Here is a 22,541-nt window from a genome sequence, read left to right as displayed (position 1 = left end):
ACGGTGCTGGTCGGGTGGGGCGGACGGCGCCGGGCGCCCCGGTCGCCAGTCTGCCTCATCGCCCACTGCCGCCCCGGCAGGTGGCGTCGGTAGAGTGCGGGCATGAGCGATGCCGGGGTGCTGCACATCAGGGGCCGGGTGCTGGTCGGCCCCGAGGACGTCCGCGACGAACTGTGGGTGGTGGACGGGCGGGTGACCTTCGAGCGTCCGGCCGGCGCGGCCGACGTCCGGACACTCGACGGCTGGGTGCTGCCCGGCCTGGTGGACGCGCACTGCCACGTCGGCCTGGACGCGCACGGCGCGGTGGACGAGGCGACCAGCGAGAAGCAGGCGGTCACCGACCGTGACGCCGGGACGCTGCTCATCCGTGACGCCGGATCCGCCGCCGACACCCGCTGGATCGACGACCGCGAGGACCTGCCCCGGATCATCCGCGCGGGCCGCCACATCGCCCGCACCCGCCGCTACATCCGCAACTACGCGCACGAGATCGAGCCCGGCGACCTGGCCGCGTACGTCCGTGCGGAGGCCCGGCGCGGGGACGGCTGGGTCAAGCTGGTCGGCGACTGGATCGACCGCGAACACGGCGACCTCACGGCCTGCTGGCCGGGCGACGCGCTGGCCGAGGCGATCGCGGCGGCGCACCAGGAGGGGGCGCGGGTCACCGCGCACTGCTTCGCCGCCGAGTCCCTGCCGGACCTGCTGGCCGCCGGGATCGACTGCATCGAGCACGCCACCGGGCTGACCGAGGAGCTGATCCCGCAGTTCGCCGAGCGCGGGGTGGCGATCGTCCCGACCCTGGTCAACATCGCCACCTTCCCGAAGCTGGCGGCCGGCGGCGAGGAGAAGTTCCCGGCCTGGGCCGCGCACATGCGCCGGCTGCACGAGCGCCGCTACGACACCGTCGGGGCCGCGCACGACGCGGGCATCCCGGTCTTCGTCGGCACGGACGCGGGCGGCTCGCTCGCGCACGGGCTGGTCGCCGACGAGGTGGCGGAGCTGGTCAAGGCCGGCCTGTCGCCCATCGAGGCGCTGTCGGCAGCGAGTTGGGGCGCCCGGGCCTGGCTGGGCCGGGACGGCCTGACCGAGGGGGCGCCGGCCGACCTGGTGCTCTACGGGGAGGACCCGCGGGCGGACGTCCGGGTGCTGGCGGCTCCGCAGCTGGTGGTGCTGAGGGGCCGTCCCGTCGGCTGAGAGTGGGCCGATAGGGTGGTGGGCATGGCACCGCGTCCCCTGAACGAGATCGTCGAGCCCGGCTGGGCCACCGCACTTGAGCCGGTGGCGGGGCGGGTGGCCGCCATGGGCGACTTCCTGCGGGCCGAGATCGGCGCCGGCCGCACCTACCTGCCGTCGGGGCCGAACGTGCTGCGCGCCTTCCAGCAGCCGTTCGCCTCGGTGCGGGTGCTGATCGTCGGCCAGGACCCGTATCCCACACCGGGGCACGCGGTGGGCCTGAGCTTCTCGGTGGCGCCCGAGGTGCGGCCGATCCCGGCCAGCCTGATCAACATCTTCCAGGAGTACGGCCAGGACCTCGGCCTGCCGCAGCCCTCCAACGGCGACCTCACGCCCTGGGCGGAGCAGGGCGTGCTGCTGCTGAACCGGGCGCTGACCACCGCCCCCGGCAAGCCGGCCGCGCACCGCGGCAAGGGCTGGGAGGAGGTCACCGAGCAGGCCATCAAGGCGCTGGTGGCCCGCGGTGGCCCGCTGGTGGCGATCCTCTGGGGGCGTGACGCCCGCAACCTGCGCCCCCTGTTGGGCCCGGTGCCGGCCGTGGAGTCGGCGCACCCGAGCCCGTACTCGGCGAACGGCGGCTTCTTCGGCTCGCGCCCCTTCAGCCGGGCGAACGAGCTGCTGGCGCGGCAGGGCGCGCAGCCGGTGGACTGGCGCCTGCCGTAGGCGGCGTCCGCCGGGGTCCCGCCGGTCCATGATCGTCAATGGTCGGCGTCAACCTCACTCGAATGAGTGAACTGACGCTCTGTGATGCTCATGTGACGGATTGTTCGAAGAGGATGGCCGTCAGTCGAGAGCGACAGCCTTCCCCCGGTCCGGCGCGGAGCATTCCCGCGCACGGGGTGACATCGGTGGCGCGCTCTCTCCCGATCGCCATGTGTGGGGGTTCCTCCTTTGCTGTCCTCTTCCCTGCGGGTCGCCGCCGCCGTCCTGGTCGTTGCGGCCACCGCCCTGCCCGCCACCGCCGCCCCTGCCGGTGAGCCCTCCGCGAGCCCGGCCGCGCAGGCCGGCACGGCGGGCCGGGCGAGTGCCGTCACCGTCGAGGTCGACCTGGACGTCAGTCTGCTGAACAAGGCCGTCGACGTCCCGGTGAACGTCTCGCTCAACAAGGTGGAGAGCCCGGCCCGGCGCGAAGGCTCCGTCCTCACCGCCCTGGTCGAGGGGGTCGACCAGCAGGGGCCGGTCACCCTGGTCCGGGCCGACGTGGGCAAGTCCGCCACCAAGGTGGACGACAAGGGGGCCACGGCCTCGGTCGAGCTCGTCAACGCGGACGTGCACGCACCCGGCCTGCCGCTCACCGCCCTGCTCGGCCTGGAGGCGCTGAGCGCCGAGGTGACCTGCCCGGTCGATGGGCAGCCCACCGCCGAGGTGGTCGCCCCCGCGAAGCTCACCGTCCTCGGCCGGCCCGTCGCGGTGGGGCTGTACGGGCCCACGAAGGTGGACGTCCCGGGCGTCGGCAAGGTGTCCGTGGAGTTCTCCGGGCGCACCACCACCTCCACCACGGCCGCGGCCTCCGCACTGGACGTGCAGGTCGAACTCGACCCGCTCAGCCTCAACGTGGCCAAGGTGAGCGGGCGGATCACCGTGGCCTCGGTCAGTTGCGAGAAGCCGGCGGCCCCGGCTCCCAGTCCCACCGCCTCCACTCCTCCTCCTGCTCCTACTTCCCCCACTACTACTGCGGCCACCACGTCCGGGCCCGCCGTCCAGCCGGCGGGCAGTGGCAGCAAGGCCGCCCGGGCCGTGCCGCAGGGCGCCACCGAGACCGGCGAGCACCTCGCCGCCACCGGCAGCAGCGGTGTCGGGCCGCTCGTCGCGGGCGCCGCCGTCCTCCTCGTCGGCGGCGCCGCCGCCGTCCTGGCCACCCGCCGTCGTGCCACCCGGGCCCGCCGGCACTGACGGCTCCCGGAGATGGCCGAAAATCGCGGGGGCGAAGGCCGTCCCCGAGTGCGCCGAGGGGCGCCCCGGGGCGGCGGGAACGGCACTCCCGCAGCGTGACGGTGCCACTGCGGACAGTTGGTTTACATGGGCGACACATAGGAGGAACAACCGGGAAACGGTGACTTGCGACGCTACGCGGGCACCCACCACTCAGTTTGCGAGGTTCACCGCCGTGGCAATCAAGGCCGAGTACATCTGGATCGACGGCACGCAGCCGACCGCCAAGCTCCGCTCCAAGACTCGGATCCTGGCCAACGCGGAGAAGATCCCCACCTGGGGCTTCGACGGCTCGTCCACCAACCAGGCCGAGGGCCACGCTTCCGACCGCGTGCTCGCTCCCGTCCGGACCTTCCCGGACCCGATCCGCGGTGGCGACAACATCCTCGTCCTGTGCGAGGTCAACGAGATCGACGGCACGCCGCACGTCTCGAACACCCGCGCCCTGCTCCGCCCGATCGCCGAGCAGTTCGCTGCTCAGGAGGCCATCTTCGGCATCGAGCAGGAGTACACCTTCTTCAAGGGCTCGCGCCCGCTCGGCTTCCCCGAGGGCGGCTTCCCGGCCCCGCAGGGCGGCTACTACTGTGGCATCGGCGCCGAGGAGGTCTTCGGTCGCGAGATCGTCGAGCTGCACCTCGACCGCTGCATCGCCGCCGGCCTCGCGATCTGCGGCATCAACGCCGAGGTCATGCCCGGCCAGTGGGAGTTCCAGATCGGCCCGGTCGACGCACTGACCGTCTCCGACGACCTCTGGGTCGCCCGCTACCTGCTCTACCGCACCGCCGAGGAGTTCGGCATCGACGCGACCCTGGACGCCAAGCCCGTGCGCGGCGACTGGAACGGCGCCGGCGCGCACACCAACTTCTCGACCAAGGCCATGCGTGAGGGCTACGACGCCATCATCACCGCCTGCGAGTCGCTCGGCGCCAGCCAGGAGAAGGTCCTGGAGCACGTCAAGCAGTACGGCTTCGGCATCGAGTCGCGCCTGACCGGTCTGCACGAGACCGCCCCGTGGAACGTCTACAGCTACGGCGTCTCCAACCGCGGCGCCTCGGTCCGCATCCCGTGGCAGGTCGAGGTCGAGCAGAAGGGCTACATCGAGGACCGTCGCCCGAACGCCAACGTCGACCCGTACGTGGTGACCCGTCTGATGGTCAACACCTGCTGCTCCGCGCTGGAGAAGGCCGGCCAGGTCTGAGCCTGAGGCTCTCCTACCGCTTCGACGCCCGCCGTTCCCTGTCAGGGGGAGCGGCGGGCGTCGCCGTTCCCCGGACCAGGGCGCCGGAGGCGGCGATGATGGCGTCCATGACCCGCCCCGCAGCGCCGCTGCTGCTCCTCGACGTGGACGGCCCGCTCAACCCGTACGCGGCCAAGCCGCACCGGCGCCCGCCGGGCTACGGCACCCACCGCATCAAGCCGGACTCCTGGGTGTCCCGGCACCCGCAGCGGCCCGCCGAGCAGGTCCGCCCACTGCGGGTGTGGCTCAATGCACAGCGGACCGCCGTAGGGCGCGCCGGTGCCGAAAGCGACGAGTGACAAGCGACGAAGGAGTGCCGGAGCGAGGAGTGTCGGCGCCGGATCGAGAGCGCCCGGAGGCGGCAGAGGAGTCGGGCCGGCGTTGCAGGCCCTGCCGTACGAGCTGGTCTGGGCGTCCACCTGGATGGACGAGGCCAACACCTGGCTCGCCCCGCTGCTCGGGCTGCCCCCGCTCCCGTACATCGCCTGGCCGCAGCTCCACCGGGCGGACCCGGACGGGCTGCACTGGAAGACGCGGCATCTCACCAGTTGGACAGCCGGGCGTCCATTCGCCTGGGTGGACGACGAACTGGGGCCGCAGGACACCGAGTGGATAGCCGCCCACCACCGCGGGCCGGCGCTCACGCTGCGGATCGACCCGAAAGTCGGGCTGGTTCCGGCCGACTTCGCGCTCCTGGCCGACTGGGCCGACCGGCTCCCGCCGACGGCCGACGGCTGACCGCTGACGGCGGTTTCTAGCCGAGGACGGCGGCCAGGGCGGCGAGGAACCGGTCGGTGGTCCCCTCGTCGCGGACGGCGATCCGCAGCCAGTCCGGGCCGAGGCCGGGGAAGGTGTCGCCGCGCCGGACCGCGAAGCCCGCGTCCCGCAGCCGCAACCGCACCTCGGCCGCGCCCGGCAGTTCGACCAGCACGAACGATGCGGCCGGCTCGCCGTGCACCCGGGCACCGGGCAGTGCGGCCAGGCCCCTGAGCAGATGGGCGCGCTGTCCGGCCCCGGTGGCGGCGGCCAGGTCGGCCTCGGCCAGCGCGGCCGGGGTGCTGCACGCCTCGGCGGCGGCCAGCGCGGGGGTGGAAACCGGCCAGAGCGGCTGGGCGGCGCCGAGTGCCGCGACCAGCGGGGCGGGCGCGAGCACGTAGCCGATCCGCAGCCCGGCGAGGCCCCAGGTCTTGGTGAGGCTGCGCAGCACCACCACCTGGCCGGGCAGATCGCGGACGGAGGCCAGCGACTCGCTCTCGCCCGGGACGGTGTCGATGAACGCCTCGTCCACGACCAGGGTGCGCCCCGGCCGGGCCAGCGCCGTCAGGGCGGCGGCGGGGTGCAGGACGGAGGTGGGGTTGGTGGGGTTCCCGACGACCACCAGGTCGGCGTCCTCGGGCACGGCGCCGGGGGTGAGCCGGAACCCGTCGTCGGACGTCAGCACGACCCGTCCGACGGTGTGGCCGGCGTCCCGCAGGGCCGCCTCGGGTTCGGTGAACTGGGGGTGCACGACCACGGCCCGGCGTGGCCGGAGCACCCGGGCCAGCAGGACGAACGCCTCGGCGGCGCCGGCGGTGAGCAGGACCTCGCCGACCGGCCGGCCGTGCCGGGCGGCGACGGCGGCGCGGGCGGCCGTCTGCTCGGGGTAGGCGGCGAGGCCGGCGACCGTCGCGGCGAGGTGCTCGCGCAGCCAGCGGGGCGGAGTGCCGGCCCGGACGTTCACGGCGAGGTCGACCAGTGCGCGGTCGCGGACCTCGGCATCCCCGTGGTGCCGCAGGTCGGGTTCGGTCTGGCTGTCGGCGACGATGGTCACGGGGCTGCTCCTGCGGGGTCTGAGTGGTCCGGCGGTCCTGTCGTGCCGCGTCCCACCGCGACCGTTGCCATCGCCGACCTCAGCTTGGGCACGAGGAGTTCGCCCCCGCGCAGGCCGGCCAGCGCGGCCGCCTCGGCGACGCTCGGGGTGCCGACCCGGGCGAGCACCCGGGCGGACGGGCCGGGCACGCGCACGGCGGCCAGCACGGCGGCCGGGTGGCCGAGCAGGGGGACGCCGAGGGCCGCGGCGGCCTGCCGCAGGCCCGGTTCGCCCGTGCGGGCGTCCAGGGTGGCGAGCCGGTGGACCGCGGCGACGGTGAGCCCGGCCTCGGCGAGGCCCTCGCCGATCAGGGCGAGCACCTCGGCGGCGGTGACCCCGCGACGCGCCCCCACCCCGACGACCACCGTACCCGCCGGAGGGTGCGAGTCGATCATGCGCTGCCCCTCCGCCCGTCCCGTCCGGCCACCGCCCAGCGGCCCCGAAATCCCATCACGCGGGCGCCGCGCGGGTCAATCGGGACGCCTGTGACCTGCACCGCTGAAAGGGAGTTCCGCCGGGGGCCGTTGTTCGTCTTTTCTTCACTTCCCTTGTGCCGTACACGCCACCGTGCCAACCCTAGGGTTACGGCGCTCCGCTCCCGTTTCCCCCTCGCCCGGAGGACAGCATGCCGTTCGCCCGTTCCAGCAAGCGCCCCCGCCGCCCCCTGACCGCGTTCGCCGCAGGCCTCGGCCTGGTCGCCGGCTCGCTCGGCATCTGGGCCGCCACCGGCAGCACCGCCCAGGCGGTCGTCGGTCTCCCGAGCCCCGACCACGTGATCGTCGTCGTGATGGAGAACCACGCCTACTCGCAGGTGATCGGCAGCTCCAGCGCGCCGTACATCAACAACACCCTGAAGGCCGGCGGCGCCAACCTCACCGCCTCCTACGGTCTCACCCACCCGAGCGAGCCCAACTACTACATGCTGTTCTCCGGCAGCGCCCAGGGCCGCACCGACGACAGCTGTGTCGGCGTCGGCTCGATCTCCGCGCCCAACCTCGGCTCCGAGCTGATCGCCGCCGGCAAGACCTGGGCCAGCTACAACGAGACGCTGCCGAGCCAGGGTTCGACGGTCTGCTCCAGCGGCAAGTACGCGCAGAAGCACAACCCGTGGTTCGGCTTCAGCAACGTGCCGACCAGCACCGCCAAGACCTTCACGCAGTTCCCGACCGACTACACCACGCTGCCGAAGGTCTCCTTCGTGGTGCCGAACCTGTGCAGCGACATGCACGACTGCTCGGTCGGCACGGGCGACACCTGGATCAAGAACAACCTCGGCGCTTACGCGACCTGGGCCAAGACGCACAACAGCCTCCTGGTCGTCACCTTCGACGAGGACAACAAGCTCTCCGGCAACAAGATCCCGACCGTGCTGTACGGCGAGCACGTGACGCCGGGCAGCAGCTCCAGCACCACCTACAACCACTACAACGTGCTGCGGACCCTGGAGGACCTCGCCGGGCTAACCACCCACGCGGGCAACGCCGCCACCGCCGCCGACATCACCGGCATCTGGAACTGACGGCCGTGTACCTCGCGGAACGCCGCGGCACCACTGCGCCGGCCTCCGCCCCTGCCGCCCCGGGCACCCGCCCGGGGCGGCGGGCGGCCGCCGTCCCCGGTACGGTGCTCGCCCTCGGGGCAGTCAGCCTGATCACCGACGTGTCGTCGGAGATGGTCAGCGCCGTGCTGCCGCTCTACCTCCTCACCGGGCTCGGCCTGTCCCCGCTCGGCTTCGGCGTGCTGGACGGCCTCAACAACGGCGTCGGCGCGCTCGTCCGGCTGGTCGGCGGGCACCTCGCCGACCGGGGGCGCAGCGGCCACAAGACGGTCGCCGCCGTCGGCTACGGCCTGTCCGCGCTCTGCAAACCGCTGCTGCTGCTCGCCCACACCGTGCCGCTGATCGGCGCCGTGATCGCGGTGGACCGCACCGGCAAGGGCCTGCGCACCGCGCCCCGGGACGCGATGATCTCGCTCGCCACCGAACCCGAGCACCGGGGCCGGGCGTTCGGCGTGCACCGCGCGATGGACACCGCGGGCGCGCTGATCGGGCCGCTCGTCGCGTTCGGCGTGCTGCGGCTCGCGGTGGACGGCTACGACGCGGTGTTCGCGGTCAGCGGCTGCATCGCGGCGCTCGGCGTCCTGGTGCTGCTGCTGTTCGTCCCGGGGCGGCAGCGGAGCGCCGGTGCCCCGGCTCCCGCCGTGTCGCTGCGCGACGCGTTCGGCCTGCTGCGGATCCCGCAGCTGCGCCGGCTCACCCTGTGCGCGATGCTGCTCGGTCTGACCACGGTCAGCGACTCGTTCCTCTACCTGCTGCTGCAGCGCCGGCTGGGCCTGTCCACCCACCTGTTCCCGCTGCTGCCGCTCGGCACGGCCGCCGCGTTCCTGCTGCTCGCCGTCCCGCTCGGCGCGCTCGCCGACCGGATCGGCCGGCGCCGGCTGTTCCTGGCCGCGCACGGCGTCCTGCTGCTGGCGTACGGGCTGCTGCTCGGCCCGTGGTCGGGCGGCGCGGCGGCGCTGTGCGTCCTGCTGCTGCACGGCGCGTTCTACGCCTCCACCGACGGCGTGCTCGCGGCGGCCGCCGCCGACGCCGCACCGGCCGAGCAGCGCGGCGCCGGTCTCGCGCTGGTCGGCACCGGGCAGGCGCTGGCCCGTTTCGCCTGCTCGCTGGCCTTCGGGGCGGCCTGGAGCGCGGTCGGCGGCACCGCCGCGCTGGCCTGGTCCGCCGGGGCGCTCGCGCTCTGCGTGGCCGGGGCCGCGCTCGTCCTGCGCGAACCCGCCGACAACACCCAGGAGGTCACCCCGTGACGCGAACCGCCCGCCTGGTCACCCTGCTGGTGGCCGTCCTGCTGCTGGGCTCCGTCGGCGCGGGCGCGGTGCTGTACGCGGCCGACCGCTCCGACCGGCGCAACGAGGCGCAGCCCGGCGGCCCGACCGTCGAGGCCGGCCCGGTGTCGCTGCGCACGCCCACCGGTGCCCGGCAGCTGGTGTTCCGCAACATGGCCTGGGGCCCGCACCACGACGAGCTGGCCACCGTCCCCGCCGACCAGCCCGGCGGCGTCCGGACGGCCTCCGGCGTGCAGTGCCTGCGCTTCCACGCGGCGGCCGGCACCGGCATCTGCCTGCAGGCCGAACGCGGCGCCCTTCAGGACACCTACCGGGCGGTGATCCTGGACGAGGGGCTGCACGAGCTGAAGCACTTCCCGGCGGCGGGCATCCCGACCCGCGCCCGGGTCTCACCCTCCGGGCACCTCGCCGCCTGGACGGTCTTCGTCAGCGGCGACTCCTACGCAGGCACCGACTTCTCGACCCGCACCTCGATCGTCGACACCCGTGACTGGACGCTGCAGGAGAACCTCGAAACCTTCACGGTGATCAAGGACGGCCACCCGTACCAGGCCCCGGACGTCAACATCTGGGGCGTCACCTTCGCCGACGACAGCGGCTTCTACGCCACGGTGGCGACCGGCGGCCAGACCTACCTCGTCCACGGCGACCTCGCCGCCCGCACCCTCACCACCCTGCACCAGAACGTCGAATGCCCGTCACTGTCACCCGACGGCACCCGCGTCGCCTACAAGAAGCGCGTCCCCGGCGCGTCGGCGGACTCCCCGTGGCGGCTGTACGTCCTCGACCTGGCCACCATGACGGAGACCGCGACGGCCGAGCAGCGCAACATCGACGACCAGGCCCTCTGGTCGGATGCCTCCACCCTGGTCTACGCCCTCCCCGGCGACTTCGGCGCCGACCTGTGGACCGTCCCCGCGGACGGCAGCGGCACCGCCACCCGGCTGCTGGACGCCGCGGTCGCCCCGGCCTTCCTGGGCTGACACCCGCCGCTCAAGCGTTTGAAGGCCTAGGGCAGTTCGCTGCGGACCAGCGCCCGGGCGAACGGCTCGCCGGTGGCCCGGGCGTAGGCCATCCGCTCCTTCACCTCGCCGAGTGTGCGCGGGCGGTAGCCGGGGCCGCCGCAGCAGCTCCTGTGGAAGTCGACCCCGGCGTTGAGCAGCACGGAGAGCGTCCGCCAGGCGGCGGTGTCCCGTCGGCGCGGAGCCGCGAAGGCGGAGCCCGCCCGGATCAGCGGCGCGGCGCAGCGCGGGCAGCGCCGCTCGTGGCCGCCCTCGGCCGGCTGCTTGTACGAGCCGCGGCAGGGCAGGCAGACGTACGAGGTCTTCGTGCAGGACATGCGGCCAGGGTAGGCCGTCCCCGCTCCCGGAGCGACGGGATTGCCGCCGGGCCGGCGTCCCGGCCGTTCAGCGGGGCGGCGCCGGGGCGTGCCGCAGCGGCCGCGCGGTGACCTGCTGCCACACCGGCGGCGGCACCGGGCCCATGTACCAGCGCAGGCGCTGGAGCGGCAGTTGGCGCAGCTTGAGGTCGAGGCAGCTGTCGTGCCGGGCCCTCGGGTCCCACCCCGCCACCGGCAGGGCGATGTGGTCGCTGCGGTCCAGCCGGTCCTGGCTGGTGCTCTTGAGCACCTCCATGTGGCCGTCCAGGACGCTGAACACCAGGACGGGCCGCTCCTTCGAGCCCGAGATGTCCTCGAACGGGACGTCCGCCCACCACATCTCGCCCGGCTTCGGCAGCCGGGCGGGGAAGTAGTCGGGGCGGCTGAAACCGCGGGGCCGGGGAATCCCGTAGCCGTAGGGCCGGTGACCAGGGGGCCGGTGGCCGTACGGCGGGTGGGCCGGTGGCTCCTCCGGCAGCGGCGGGAGGCCGAGCCGTGAGCGCAGCCAGGGCTGCTGGCACAGGACGGCCGCCAGCAGCAGGCCCGCGCCCGCGGTGGCGTAGTCGGCGAACAGCGCGGGCGCCGTGCCGCCGGCCGTCCGGATCATGGCGGCGACGGCGGCGCCCAGCGCGACCACGGCCAGCGGGAGGGCGTAGCCGCGCCGACGCGGGTGCAGCACCGCCCAGCCCGCGATGCACAGCGTGGTGACGTACATCGCGACGCCGTCGGCGAGCACGGTGTCCTTGTACAGCTGCAGGCCGTAGAGATCCGCCACCAGGACGCCGGCGCCGGCCGTGACCAGCAGGATGCCGGCCCGGATCGTGAGCTGCTTCCACCGCGGGCCCCAGGGGCGGTTGGGGCGGTAGCAGAACGCGATCATCAGCGCGGCGAACGGGGACAGACCGGCGAACACCCAGGCTTCGGGATGCTCGCCGAGCTGCCGGGTCAGTTCGGTGTCATGCGTGAACAGGACGACCAGCAGGGTGCCGTCGAGGGCGAACATCGCCGACATCGCCACCAGCAGCGGCGAGACCAGCAGGAACCGGAGAAGTGACCGGATCGTCATGGTCGAAGGGTACCGGTCGCCGCCACCTGTCGAAAGATGTCCGATCTGCGCCCTGAGAAGTCCATATGACGCTGTGTCACTCTCGGCGCGGCAGGCCCGCCGCCGCGAACCGTGCGGCCCCCGCGACCAGGTGCTCCGCCAACTGCGGCGCGCCGGCCCAGTGCAGGTGCAGGTACGAGGCGTGGACGTTGCCCGCCGCGAAGCCCTCGGTGCGCGGCCCGGCCGGGGTGCGCCACCCCCAGGCGGGCTGCTCCCCGGCGCCGGGCTCACAGACCGTACGGTGGAACTCGTGGCCCCGCACCCGGGTGCCGGCCGGGGCCAGCGGCGAGTCGTGCAGGGCCACCGCCTCGCGGTAGCCGAGGGTGAGGCGCTCGGTCATCCGGGCCTTGGCGTCCAGCACGCCGCACATCGGCAGGCCGTCCAACTCCTGCCCGAGGTAGAGCAGTCCGGCGCATTCGGCGGCCACCGGCGCGCCGCTCAGGGCGAGTGCGCCGATCGCGCGGCGCAGGGCGGCGTTGCCGCTCAGCTCCGAGACGTACATCTCGGGGAAGCCGCCGCCGATCACCAGCCCGGCGGTACCGGCGGGCAGGGCCTCGGCGTGCAGCGGGTCGAAGGGCGCCACCTCGGCCCCGGCCGCGGTGAGCAGTTCGGCGTTCTCGGCGTACGAGAAGGAGAAGGCGGCGCCCGCCGCGAGCGCGATCCGGGGGCGGGGGCCGGCGACGGGGGTGACCTCGGCGGTGGCGTCCCAGGGGGTGTCGGGCAGCGGGGGAGCCGTCCGGGCGAGCGCGAGCACGGCGTCCAGGTCGACGGAGGCGGCGATCAACTCGCCCATGTCCCGTACGGCGCGCAGGGCTTCGGCTGATCGCTCGACGGCCGGGATCAGGCCGAGGTGCCGGGAGGGGGTGGCCACGGCGGCGGAGCGCCGGACCGAGCCGAGGACGGGCACGCCGGAGCCCTCCTCCAGGGCCTCCCGGAGCAGGTCCTCGTGCCGGTCGGAGGCGACCCGGTTGAGGATCACGCCCGCGAGGCGCACCTCCGGGTCCCAGGAGGCGAAGCCGTGCACCAGGGCGGCCACCGAGCGTGACTGCGAGGAGGCGTCCACGACCAGCACCACGGGTGCCCGCAGCAGTTTGGCCACGTGGGCCGTGGAGGCCAGCTCGCCCTGTCCGGAGGCGCCGTCGAACAGCCCCATCACGCCCTCGACCACCGCGACGTCCGCCCCGGCCGCGCCGTGCAGGAACAGCGGTGCCACCTGACCGGGGCCGCACATGTAGGCGTCCAGGTTGCGGCCCGGCCGACCGGCGGCCAGCGAGTGGTAGCCGGGGTCGATGTAGTCCGGGCCGACCTTGTGCGGGGAGACGGCCAGGCCCCGGGCGGCGAGCGCGGCCATCAGCCCGGTGGCGACGGTGGTCTTGCCGGAGCCGGAGGCCGGTGCGGCGATGACGAGACGGGGGATGTTCACGGTGACGGCTGCTCTACCACTCGATACCGCGCTGGCCCTTGCGGCCGGCGTCCATGGGGTGCTTGACCTTGGTCATCTCGGTGACCAGGTCGGCGAGTTCGAGCAGCGGCTCCTTGGCGTAGCGGCCGGTGATCACCACGTGCTGGCTGCCCGGGCGGTCCTTCAGCACCGCGACGACCTCCTCCACGTCGACCCAGCCCCAGTGCATCGGGTAGGTGAACTCGTCCAGCACGTAGAAGCGGTAGGTCTCGGCGGCCAGGTCGCGCTTGACCTGCTCCCAGCCCTCCTTGGCCGCCTCCTCGCTGGACTCGGCCATGTCGGCGGTGCGCTGCACCCAGGACCAGCCCTCGCCCATCTTGTGCCAGGCGACGGTGCCGCCCTCGCCGGAGGCGCCGAGCACGCGCAGCGCGTTCTCCTCCCCGACCTTCCACTTGGCGGACTTCACGAACTGGAACACCCCGACCGGCCAGCCCTGGTTCCAGGCCCGCAGGGCCATGCCGAACGCGGCCGTGGACTTGCCCTTCCCCGGGCCGGTGTGCACGGCGGTGATCGGCAGCGTGCGGCGCTGACGGGTCGTCAGGCCGTCGTCGGGGACGGTCTCCGGCTTTCCCTGCGGCATGGGTCAGGCTGCCTTTCGGTTGGCGGGGCCGGTGGTTCCGGCGGTGGGTCGGTGGGCGTGCACGAGTGCGGCGACGCCCTCGGCCCGCAGTTCGTCCAGGGTCACGGCGGAGGCGCCCAACTGCCCGGCCAGCTTGCGGGCCAGGCCCAGCCGGACGGGGCCGGACTCGCAGTCCAGTACGACGCTCGCCAGGCCCTGGGCGGCGAGCAGCCCGGCGGCCCGCCCGGCGTCGGCCAGCGCGTCGCGGCCGCCGGTGGCCCGGCCGTCGGTGACCACGACCAGCAGCGGGCGGCGGTGCGGATCGCGCATCCGCTCCACCCGCAGCGTCTCGTGGGCCCGCAGCAGGCCGGCCGCGAGCGGCGTCCGGCCGCCGGTGGGCAGCGACTCCAGCCGGGCCGCCCCGACCTCCACCGAGGAGGTCGGCGGCAGCGCCAGCTCGGCGGCCGCGCCGCGGAAGGTGATCAGGCCGACCTTGTCGCGGCGCTGGTAGGCGTCCATCAGCAGGGACAGCACGGCGCCCTTGACGGCGGTCATCCGCTGCCGGGCCGCCATCGACCCGGAGGCGTCCACCACGAACAGCACCAGGTTGGACTCCCGGCCCTGGCGGACCTGCTCGCGGAAGTCGTCCCGGCGCAGCTCCAGCGCCCGCCCGGTACGCCCGCGCGCGTGCTGGTGCGGGGCGGCGGCCTGCAGGGTCGCGGCGAGGTGCAGCCTGGTCAGCGTGCCCGCCGGGCGCCGGGCCCGGACGGTGTGCCCGCCGTCGGTCTCGGCGGGGGAGCGGCGCCCCTGGGCGCCCTTGCCGGTGCCGGGCACCTTGAACAGCCTCGTCCGGTACGGCTCCCCGGCGGCGACCGGAGCCTTCTCCCGGGCCGGGCCGGGGGCGGGGCTCCGGTCGGGTACGTCCTGGGCGGGGGAGTCCGGGGCCGGGGTGTCGCCCGCCGGGGCGTCCCGGGCCGGTTCGTCGAGGGCGGGCGCGTCCGGCCCGGCGGGGTCGGGGGCACCGCCGCCGTCCGGGCCGCCGTCCGGCCCGTCGCCGTTCCCGTCCGGCCCGTCACCCTCCGGCCCGCCGTCGGGATCGGGGTCGGGTTCGTCCGTAGGCTCCGGCTCCGGCTCGGCGTGCTCCTCCAGCGTCCGGTCCAGCTTCTCCTCGTCCAGCCCGGGTGCGTCGAACGGGTTGCGCCGGCGGCGGTGCGGCAGGGCCAGCCGGGCGGCCTGGCGGACGTCCTCCTCCAGCACCTCGGTGCGGCCCGACCAGGCGGCCAGCGCCACGGCGGTGCGGGCCATCACGATGTCCGCGCGCAGCCCGTCCACCTCGAACGCGGCGCAGACGGCGGTGATCTGACGGAGCGCCACATCACTGAGCAGGACTTCGGGCAGCAGGGCGCGGGCGGTGGTGATCCGGGCCGCGAGGGTCTGCTCGTCGTCGGCGAAGCGCGCGGCGAAGCCGGTCGGGTCGGCGTCGTGCGCGAGCCGGCGGCGGACGACCTCGGCCCGCTCCGACGGGTCGCGGGTGGCGGCGATCTCGACGGTGAGCCCGAACCGGTCGAGCAGCTGCGGGCGCAGCTCGCCCTCCTCCGGGTTCATCGTGCCGACCAGCAGGAACCGGGCCGCGTGCCGCACCGAGACGCCCTCGCGCTCGACGTACGAGCGACCCATCGCGGCGGCGTCCAGCAGCAGGTCCACGACGTGGTCCTGGAGCAGGTTGACCTCGTCGATGTAGAGCACGCCGCGGTGGGCCCTGGCCAGCAGGCCGGGCTCGTAGGCCTTGACGCCCTCGGCGAGCGCCCGCTCCAGGTCGAGCGAGCCGACGATCCGGTCCTCGGTCACGCCGACCGGGAGTTCGACCAGGTGGGCGGCCCGGGAGGCGGTGTCCGCGCCGTCGTGGGCGCCGTCCGGGCACTGCGGGTCGGGGGCGGCCGGGTCGCAGGCGAAGCGGCAGCCGCCGACGGTCGCGATGGACGGCAGCAGGCCGGCCAGCGCGCGCACCATCGTCGACTTGGCGGTGCCCTTCTCGCCGCGCACGAGCACCCCGCCGACGGCCGGCGAGACCGCGTTGAGCAGCAGCCCGAGCCGCAGGTCGGCCATGCCGACGATCGCGGTGAACGGGTATCGGACGTCACTCATTCGCGGTCCATCTCCTCTGTCAGGTCTTCGGCATCCGTACCCACAGAACTGCTCACGGCGCACCCGGCGGCACGAAGGGCAGCCCGTCCGCCGGGATCCCGCCCTCGATCAGGCGCCACAGCGCGCCGGTGTCGGCGTGCTCCTCGATCAGGTCGCCGAGCCGGTCCAGCCGGGCCTCGCGCGCCTCGGCGAAGCAGGTGTCCGGCGCCGGGACGAACGCGCGCCCGGCCAGCTTCGCCACCTCGCGCAGCAACTCCCGGCGGAACCCGTCGTTCTCCAGCGCGCCGTGCCAGGTCGTCCCCCACACCGATCCGTCCCGGCAGCCGTCCAGGCTCTGCCCGCGGCCATCGGAGAAGAACGGCTCCCCGCCCTCGACCGTGACCACGCCGTGGTGGATCTCGTAGCCCTCGACCCGCTGCCCGTAGGCCTCGCCGACCGGCCGGGCCAGCACCTTTTCGGCGCCGAACCGGACGTGCGCGGGCAGCAGGCCGAGGCCGCCGACCGCGCCGGCCTTCGACTCCACCTCGTCCACGATCTCCCGGGCCAGCATCTGGTACCCGCCGCAGACGCCCAGCACCGGCAGCCCGGCCGCGGCCCGCGCCCTCAGCGCCGGCTCCAGGCCGCGCTCGCGCAGCCAGGCCAGGTCGGCGACGGTCGCCCGGGTGCCGGGCAGGATCACCAGGTCGGCGTCGGCCAGTTCCTCCGGCCGGGTCGCCCAGCGGACGAGCACCCCGGGCTCCTGGGACAGCGCGTCCAGGTCGGTGAAGTTGGACAGCCGGGGGAACCGCACCACGGCCACCCGCAGCACGTCCGCGCCGTACGGGCCGGGGCTGTCCTCCCGGTCGACGACGGTGGAGAGGTCGAGCGAGTCCTCGGCGTCCAGCCACAGGCCCTTGAGCATCGGCAGGGTGCCGAGCACCGGACGGCCGGTCAGGCCGTGCAGCATCTCCAGGCCCGGCTGGAGCAGCCGGGCGTCGCCGCGGAACTTGTTGACGAACCAGCCGGCCACGTGCCGCTGGTCCTCGGCGGACAGCAGCGCCAGCGTTCCGTACATGGCGGCGAACACCCCGCCCCGGTCGATGTCGCCGACCACGACGACGGGCAGCCCGGCGGCGGTGGCCAGGCCCATGTTGGCGATGTCGCGGTCCCGCAGGTTGATCTCGGCGGGCGAGCCCGCGCCCTCGCAGACCACCACGTCGTACCGGCGCCGCAGGTCGGCCAGGCACTCCAGGGCCCGCTCCAGCAGGACGGGCTTGCGCTCGCGGTAGTCCATCGCGCCGACCTCGGCGACCGCCCGCCCGAGCAGCACCACCTGGCTGCGGCCGTCCGCGCCGGGCTTCAGCAGCACCGGGTTCATCGCCGCCTCGGGCTCGACCCGGGCGGCCTGCGCCTGCATCGCCTGCGCGCGGCCGATCTCGGCGCCGTCGGCGGTGACGAAGGAGTTGAGGGACATGTTCTGCGCCTTGAACGGCGCGACCCTGACGCCCTGCCGGGCCAGCCACCGGCAGATCCCTGCCGTGACCACGCTCTTGCCCGCGTCCGACGTCGTTCCGGCGACCAGCAGTGCCCCGCTCAATTCCGGCCACCCTCTCGTTGACTGCCTCGTTGCCCACCGACTGTCCGTAGGGCGTACCGCAGGGCGCCGTGCCCGGCCACCGTGACGCCGAGCGCCAGCAGGCCGACCCGGCGGGACAGCCGGCAGGCGCGCTCGATGTCGTCCACCCCGACCGGGCGCAGTTCGGCGCCGAGCACCGGCCGGTGCTCGACCCGCGCCCCGTACGCGAGGGTGCCGCCCAGCCGCACCCCGAGGGCGCCGGCGAAGGCGGCCTCGGCGCGGCCCGCGTTGGGGCTGGGGTGGGCGGCGCCGTCGCGGTGCCAGACCCGCCAGGCCGTGCCGGGCTCGCGAGCGGCGCAGACCGTCAGCAGGGCGGTGAGCCGGGCCCCCGGCCAGCCCGCCACGTCGTCGAGCCGGGCCGAGGCCCAGCCGAACCGGGCGTAGCGCGGCGAGCGGTGCCCGACCATCGCGTCCAGGGTGTTGACGGCGCGGAAGGCGAGCAGGCCGGGGGTGCCGGCCAGCGAACCCCAGACCAGGGCGTTCACCACGGCGTCGGCGGTGTTCTCGGCGACGGACTCGACCACGGCGCGGGCGATCTGCTGCTCGTCGAGGGCGCTCGGGTCGCGCCCGCACAGGTGCGGCAGCCGCTCGCGGGCGGCGGCGAGGTCGCCCGCGGAGAGCGCGCGGCCGATGGTCCGCGCCTCCCGGGTGAGCGAGGTGCCGCCGAGCACCGTCCAGGTCGCGGCGGCGGCCAGCGCCGCCCGGCCGGCGGGGAGCCGCCCGGCCGTCCGCTCGGCCAGCACGGCGCCGGCCGCGACGGTGCCGACGCAGAGCGCCGTGTACGCCGTGCCGGCGGCGCGGCGGTCACGCCAGAGCAGCCGCTCCAGGCGGCCGGCGGCGGTGCCGAAGGCGGCCACGGGGTGGCCGCGGCGGGGGTCCGCGAAGCGGGCGTCGGCGAGGTATCCGGCGACGGCTCCGAGGGCGAAGGCTGCGCTGCGGGTCAGCCCGCGCACGGCAGGGGCGACGCGGTTCGGCGGCGGGCTCGGTTCGACGGTGGCCGGTGGTCGGCCCGGGCAGCCTGCATGGCGTGCGTGTCCTCACTCAGGGTCCGCGCCCTGGATCGACGTACCGGGGGCGAGAGTCTCCTGGCTTCCGGGTCGGGCACGCCCGGGGCGTCCGCGGGCCCCGGGGGGCCGTGCTGACGCCTGTTCGAGTGTGCTCCCCGGTGACAGTGGCGGGACCGCGCCGGATTCGCACCGGCTTCCTCTGCATTGCCTCCGTTTGGCTGAAGGATCCCATCACGCTGTTCGACCGGGCGTCAACCGAGGTCGCGGAGGGTTTGGTCACACGCCGGGCGGGCACGGCGGGCGCGCCCGCAGCGGCGGTTGGGCGGCCGGCCGGCCGGCCCCGGGAACCGTCGCTACCTCCGAGTACGGTGCCCGCCGGGCCGTCGGGCTCTGGACGATCCGCCGGTCGCGCGGGTGGAGCCCGGGCCGCGCTTCGTGCGTTCGGAGCCTGGGGGCGCACCGGCCCCGGCCCGTACGGTCGTTCCCCATGCGACCCAGACAGCCCCACCTGCCGCCGGTCCCCTTCTCGCCCGCGGCGGCCAGGGCACACCGTGCCGGACTGGGCCTGACCCCTCAACAGGTGGCCGAGGGGATGGCCGCGCACGGGATCCGGCTGCTGCCCGGCCACGTCATCGGCTGGGAGAGCGGTGAGATCCGGCCGTCCGAGGAGGAGTTCATCGCCCTGGCCCGCGCCCTGTGGTGTCCGCCGGCGCAGCTGATGGGCGCCCGCCCGGCCTGCCTGCGCGACTTCCGGGTGGCCCGCGAGCTGGGCCGGGAGGAGGCGGCCCGCCGGATCGGCGTCCCGCCGCGCGCGTACGAACTGGCGGAGGCCACCGGCAGCTGGAACGGCGACGAGGACCAGACGTACGCCCTGGCCCAGGTGCTCGGGCTGACCCTGCGGGACGTGCCGGCCGTGCTCGGGCGCGGGGACGAACTCGAACAGCGGCTGCGCCGGTGCGTCGACGGGCGCTGGCAGGCGCAGGTCAAGGCGATCGGGCGGATCGTCCCGGTGCCGCGGGAGACCCTGGCCGCCGTCCTGACGGACCTCCAGGAGGAGCAGCAGGTCACCGCCCACTGGGGTGCGGGCAGCTGGGGGTCCGCCGCCCCGGCGCAACCTGAGCCGCCCCGGCGTGACCGCCCGCTCGCCGAGCGCTTCTGGGAGCTGCTGGCGGGGCAGCACACCGGGATCCCGGTCTGACCGGCGCCGGCGGCGAGCCGGCGTTCCGTGCCCCGGACGGCCCGCACCGGTGGCCGCCCGCCCGCGCGGCGAGTGGACTGGTGTGTGTATGCAACCGGGCCGCGGCCGGCGAGGCGGCGGAGCGGCAGGCACCAGAGCGGGGAGAGCGATATGCGTTGGGGAACCGCAGCCGTCGTGGCGGCAGCCGCAGCCGGGACGGGCGTCGCCGTGCTGGCGCTCGGCCGCAGGGTCTCCGAGCGGGCGGTGCACCCGGGGGCGGGCGGCGCCCCGAAGGGCGCCGCGCAGGTACGGGTCACCGGCCTGGCGGCCGGCCGCGTCACGCTCACCCGGACGCCGCAGAGCGCCCGCCCCGGCCGCTACGCCCTCGAATGGGGGGCGGACGGTCACGCGGTGGTCGGGGACGTCCTGCAGAGCTCCCCGCAGGGCGTCACCCGCCGTCTGGAGCGCGCCGACGGCGCCCCGGAGCCAGGTACCGCCGTCCGGCTGACCCCGCGGGTGTACCGGGGCGACCCGGGGACCGCCCTCGGGCTCCCGTTCATCGAGACCGCCGCCAACGGTGAGGGCGGCGCGCTGCCCGCCTGGTACGTGGACGGCAAGCGCGGCATCTGGGTGCTGCTGGTGCACGGCCCGGGCGCCGACCGCGAGCAGACGCTCTGCGCGATGCCCCAGCTGGCGCGGCTCGGCCTGCCCGTCCTCTCGGTCACCTACCGGGGGGACGAGGGGGCGCCGGCCTCCCCCGACGGGCTGGGCCACTTCGGCGAGACCGAGTGGCGCGACGTCGAGGCGGCCGTCCGGCTGGCCCTGGACAGCGGTGCGGGCCGGGTCGTCCTCTACGGGTGGTCGCTGGGCGCCACGATGGCCCTGCAGACGGCCGCCCGCTCCACCTGGGCGTCGGCGGTCAGCGGGCTGATCCTGGACTCGCCGGTGCTCGACTGGCCCGCCACCGTGCGCCGGCAGGCCACCGGCGCCGGTGTCAGCGCCCCGCTCGCCGCGCTGGGCGCGCTGGCCGCCGAGGGGCGCTCCAAGGTCGACCTCGCGGGCTTCGCCCGGCTCGCCGAGGGCACCGACCTCCAGGTGCCCACGCTGGTGCTGCACAGCCCTGCCGACGCGGTCGCGCCCTGGCAGGCGGCCGCCCGCCTCGGGGAGCGCCGGGCCGACCTGGTCACCCTGCGGCCCGTCCCCGGGGCGGAGCACGCGGCCCTGTGGAACGCGGATCCGGGCGGCTACGAGGAGAGCCTGCGGCGGTTCCTCACGCCGCTGCTCTGAACCCGGCCGTCCGGTGCCGGCGGGTACCAGAGGGTGGCGTGAGCACGTCATTTTCGGGTCGGGCGGGACCGGTTTGGGGCCTGTTGCCCGATCTTGTGACCCCTACCGCCCCGCCTCCCCGCAGACTCGCCGAACTCGATGTGACAGAACGCCCGTGCACGGGGAAGACTGCACGGCGTGACGTCTCGGAACCCGCGCGACCGTGATGCCCCGCTCCCGCCGACGATCGGTACCGGCGCGACGGTGACGCGTCTGCCCGGTACCGCCCACCGCACCGACGGTGCGCGTCCGGGCACCCCCGGCGCACCCCGCCGCCGTGGCCCCGCACCGGCCCCCGGGCGCGGGCGTGTCCCCGTACCCGAAGGCTTCCCCGCACCCGCCGAGCTGGCCCCGCTGGCCCGGCGGATGCTCGTCGACGCCGTCCGGATCGCCCGCTGGGCCGGCGAGCTGGAGCAGGTCGACAAGCGCGGCGAACTCCTGCCCGACGACGCCCGCGCGGCCGGCCGCGCGCTCGCCATGACGGTCGGCGCCGCCGCCAAGGCCTGGGGACAGGCCCTGCTCACCGGCCTGGTCGAGCCCCGCGACGGCGGCGCCGCACCCGGCTGGCGCCTGCACGCCTGGGAACACGACGACGAGGCCGTCGTCCGCGGCTGGTCCGCACTCTTCGACGCCTGGACCCTGCTCGCCCCGGTGCCGCCGGCCGCCCTGCGCGGCGTCTTCGCGGTGCTCGCCGGGCAGGCCGTCGACCAGGCCCCGCAACTGCTGTCCTTCCTGCACCTGGTCGACGGCCCCGTCCCCGAGAGCGAGCTCATGGAGCTGCTGCGCCGGGGCCTCGACGAGCGCCGGATGGGCGCCGGCACCGGCGGGCTCCCGCTCTCGCCCGTGCCGCACGCGGCCTCCGCCGTGTCCGCCGTCCGCGGCACCTGCCGCGAGCCCCAGGTCGACAACCCGCCCGCGCCCTCCGACGTCGCCGCCGTCCTGGACTGGATGCTCGACGGCCTCGCCGCCGTCGGCGCCGTGCTCCGCAAGGACGAGGCCGCCGAGCTCTCCGGACTCGGGCACTGGGCGGTGCGCGCCAAGCTGGAGGAGATCTGCACCGTCGCGCAGACCGCCGCCGGGCACATCGAGCAGAGCGCCCTGGAACTCCTCAACGCCTGCGCCGACTACTCACCCGGCCCGGCCCGCGCCGAGTACCGCGCCTGGGTCGCCGCCCGGCCGGTCGACCGTGCCGTCGCCGAACTGCTCGACGCGGCCCAGGGCGACGACGCCCTGGTGCGCGGCCTCGCCTTCGAGGCCCTGCGGGTCGCGGGCGGCACCGCCGAACAGGCCGTCCGGGCCGCCGTCGACGAGCCGGTGCTGCGCCCGTACGCGCTGCTCTGGCTCGCCGAGCAGTCGGACGAGGAGGGCGTCTCGCCGGCCGACGTGCTGGGCGCCGAGGACGCCGCCTGGCTCTGGGTGGACACCGCCGCCGCCGTCCTCGACCACGGCGAGACGGGACTGCTGGTCGGCCACGTCGAGGCGGCCTCGGCCGGCGACCCGGTGCGGCTGTTCGCCCGCGCCCGCCAGTCCGGGCACCCGCGCGCCACGTCGGTGCTCACCGCCGTCTCCGGCGTGCACCCCGACCCGGCGGTGGCCCGGGCGGCCCGGCGCTCCGCCTTCGCCGTGCACACCGGCGGAGCCTGAGCGCACCGGCGGCGCCTGAACGCACCGC

The 22,541-nt window shown here is 75.3% G+C and carries 19 protein-coding genes, 1 pseudogene and 1 riboswitch; of the genes and pseudogenes, 11 read left to right on the top strand and 9 right to left on the bottom strand.

Features of this window, described 5'->3' with window-relative positions; all coding sequences use genetic code 11:
• Positions 1 to 102: 102 nt before the first annotated feature.
• The 5 genes and pseudogenes from ACFUK0_RS20645 (at position 103) to ACFUK0_RS20625 (ending at position 5,140) form a co-directional block, all read left to right on the top strand.
• Positions 103 to 1,194, top strand: a complete 1,092-nt coding sequence (locus tag ACFUK0_RS20645; RefSeq protein WP_380252214.1) for an amidohydrolase family protein — start codon at positions 103 to 105, stop codon at positions 1,192 to 1,194.
• A gap of 24 nt (positions 1,195 to 1,218) precedes the next feature.
• Positions 1,219 to 1,896 carry a uracil-DNA glycosylase gene (locus ACFUK0_RS20640; protein ID WP_380252212.1) on the top strand — a complete coding sequence of 226 codons (678 nt, stop codon included), beginning with the start codon at positions 1,219 to 1,221 and terminating at the stop codon, positions 1,894 to 1,896.
• A gap of 228 nt (positions 1,897 to 2,124) precedes the next feature.
• Entirely contained in the window at positions 2,125 to 3,126 is a 1,002-nt protein-coding gene (locus ACFUK0_RS20635; RefSeq protein WP_380252210.1) for an SCO1860 family LAETG-anchored protein, read from the top strand.
• Between the two features lie 214 nt (positions 3,127 to 3,340).
• Complete coding sequence (glnII, locus tag ACFUK0_RS20630; RefSeq protein ID WP_380252208.1) at positions 3,341 to 4,363, top strand: glutamine synthetase; 1,023 nt, start codon at positions 3,341 to 3,343, stop codon at positions 4,361 to 4,363.
• Positions 4,364 to 4,470: 107 nt separating this feature from the next.
• Positions 4,471 to 5,140: pseudogene (locus ACFUK0_RS20625) on the top strand (hypothetical protein).
• Positions 5,141 to 5,156: 16 nt separating this feature from the next.
• Here the strand turns inward: ACFUK0_RS20625 and cobC are convergent.
• Together cobC and ACFUK0_RS20615 are read right to left on the bottom strand one after the other, a co-directional pair.
• Positions 5,157 to 6,212, bottom strand: a complete 1,056-nt coding sequence (cobC, locus tag ACFUK0_RS20620) for an Rv2231c family pyridoxal phosphate-dependent protein CobC (RefSeq protein WP_380252206.1) — start codon at positions 6,210 to 6,212, stop codon at positions 5,157 to 5,159.
• Positions 6,209 to 6,646, bottom strand: coding sequence for a cobalamin biosynthesis protein (locus ACFUK0_RS20615; RefSeq protein WP_380252204.1), 438 nt, complete (start codon positions 6,644 to 6,646; stop codon positions 6,209 to 6,211). Before ACFUK0_RS20615 ends, cobC begins: the two co-directional genes overlap by 4 nt.
• Before the next feature lie 230 nt (positions 6,647 to 6,876).
• Between ACFUK0_RS20615 and ACFUK0_RS20610 the strand changes: the two genes are divergently transcribed.
• Genes ACFUK0_RS20610 through ACFUK0_RS20600 form a run of 3 tightly spaced genes read left to right on the top strand, consistent with a single transcriptional unit; the run spans position 6,877 to position 10,078 of the window.
• On the top strand, positions 6,877 to 7,770 hold the full coding sequence (locus ACFUK0_RS20610; RefSeq protein WP_380252202.1) for an alkaline phosphatase family protein: 894 nt from the start codon (positions 6,877 to 6,879) through the stop codon (positions 7,768 to 7,770).
• Between the two features lie 5 nt (positions 7,771 to 7,775).
• Positions 7,776 to 9,056, top strand: a complete 1,281-nt coding sequence (locus ACFUK0_RS20605; RefSeq protein WP_380252200.1) for an MFS transporter — start codon at positions 7,776 to 7,778, stop codon at positions 9,054 to 9,056.
• A complete protein-coding gene (locus ACFUK0_RS20600) occupies positions 9,053 to 10,078 on the top strand; it encodes a TolB family protein (RefSeq protein ID WP_380252198.1) in 1,026 nt (341 codons plus the stop codon). The genes ACFUK0_RS20605 and ACFUK0_RS20600 overlap by 4 nt, the downstream gene beginning before the upstream one ends.
• A 26-nt stretch (positions 10,079 to 10,104) precedes the next feature.
• Here the strand turns inward: ACFUK0_RS20600 and ACFUK0_RS20595 are convergent, their stop codons facing one another.
• The 7 genes from ACFUK0_RS20595 to ACFUK0_RS20565 form a co-directional block, all read right to left on the bottom strand.
• The gene (locus ACFUK0_RS20595; RefSeq protein ID WP_380252196.1) at positions 10,105 to 10,434 is read right to left on the bottom strand and encodes a deoxyxylulose-5-phosphate synthase; all 330 of its coding nucleotides are present in this window, start codon (positions 10,432 to 10,434) and stop codon (positions 10,105 to 10,107) included.
• A gap of 67 nt (positions 10,435 to 10,501) precedes the next feature.
• Positions 10,502 to 11,539, bottom strand: a complete 1,038-nt coding sequence (locus ACFUK0_RS20590; protein ID WP_380252194.1) for a hypothetical protein — start codon at positions 11,537 to 11,539, stop codon at positions 10,502 to 10,504.
• A gap of 76 nt (positions 11,540 to 11,615) precedes the next feature.
• Positions 11,616 to 13,001, bottom strand: coding sequence for a cobyrinate a,c-diamide synthase (locus ACFUK0_RS20585; RefSeq protein WP_380252192.1), 1,386 nt, complete (start codon positions 12,999 to 13,001; stop codon positions 11,616 to 11,618).
• Between the two features lie 13 nt (positions 13,002 to 13,014).
• Positions 13,015 to 13,620 (bottom strand): cob(I)yrinic acid a,c-diamide adenosyltransferase, encoded by a 606-nt coding sequence (gene cobO, locus ACFUK0_RS20580; protein WP_380252190.1) that lies wholly within the window; start codon positions 13,618 to 13,620, stop codon positions 13,015 to 13,017.
• Between the two features lie 3 nt (positions 13,621 to 13,623).
• Positions 13,624 to 15,744 carry a putative cobaltochelatase gene (locus ACFUK0_RS20575; RefSeq protein WP_380252188.1) on the bottom strand — a complete coding sequence of 707 codons (2,121 nt, stop codon included), beginning with the start codon at positions 15,742 to 15,744 and terminating at the stop codon, positions 13,624 to 13,626.
• A 52-nt stretch (positions 15,745 to 15,796) separates the two neighbouring features.
• Positions 15,797 to 17,320, bottom strand: a complete 1,524-nt coding sequence (locus tag ACFUK0_RS20570) for a cobyric acid synthase (RefSeq protein ID WP_380252186.1) — start codon at positions 17,318 to 17,320, stop codon at positions 15,797 to 15,799.
• Complete coding sequence (locus ACFUK0_RS20565) at positions 17,317 to 18,312, bottom strand: cobalamin biosynthesis protein (RefSeq protein ID WP_380252184.1); 996 nt, start codon at positions 18,310 to 18,312, stop codon at positions 17,317 to 17,319. The genes ACFUK0_RS20570 and ACFUK0_RS20565 overlap by 4 nt, the downstream gene beginning before the upstream one ends.
• 104 nt (positions 18,313 to 18,416) lie before the next feature.
• Positions 18,417 to 18,611, bottom strand: a riboswitch (cobalamin riboswitch).
• Positions 18,612 to 18,853: 242 nt separating this feature from the next.
• On the opposite strand from ACFUK0_RS20565, the gene ACFUK0_RS20560 reads away from it, so the two are divergent.
• The 3 genes from ACFUK0_RS20560 to ACFUK0_RS20550 all read left to right on the top strand — a co-directional run bounded on the left by ACFUK0_RS20560 (position 18,854) and on the right by ACFUK0_RS20550 (position 22,513).
• Complete coding sequence (locus ACFUK0_RS20560; protein WP_380252182.1) at positions 18,854 to 19,564, top strand: helix-turn-helix domain-containing protein; 711 nt, start codon at positions 18,854 to 18,856, stop codon at positions 19,562 to 19,564.
• A gap of 150 nt (positions 19,565 to 19,714) precedes the next feature.
• Complete coding sequence (locus ACFUK0_RS20555) at positions 19,715 to 20,830, top strand: alpha/beta hydrolase family protein (protein ID WP_380252180.1); 1,116 nt, start codon at positions 19,715 to 19,717, stop codon at positions 20,828 to 20,830.
• Between the two features lie 177 nt (positions 20,831 to 21,007).
• Positions 21,008 to 22,513, top strand: a complete 1,506-nt coding sequence (locus tag ACFUK0_RS20550) for a hypothetical protein (protein ID WP_380252178.1) — start codon at positions 21,008 to 21,010, stop codon at positions 22,511 to 22,513.
• The last annotated feature ends 28 nt before the right edge of the window (positions 22,514 to 22,541 follow it).

This window comes from Kitasatospora sp. NPDC057223 (assembly GCF_042669755.1).
Classification (GTDB): Bacteria; Actinomycetota; Actinomycetes; order Streptomycetales; family Streptomycetaceae; genus Kitasatospora.
Note: the sequence above shows the minus strand (reverse complement) of the source record. Positions and strands in the feature narration are given on the sequence as shown.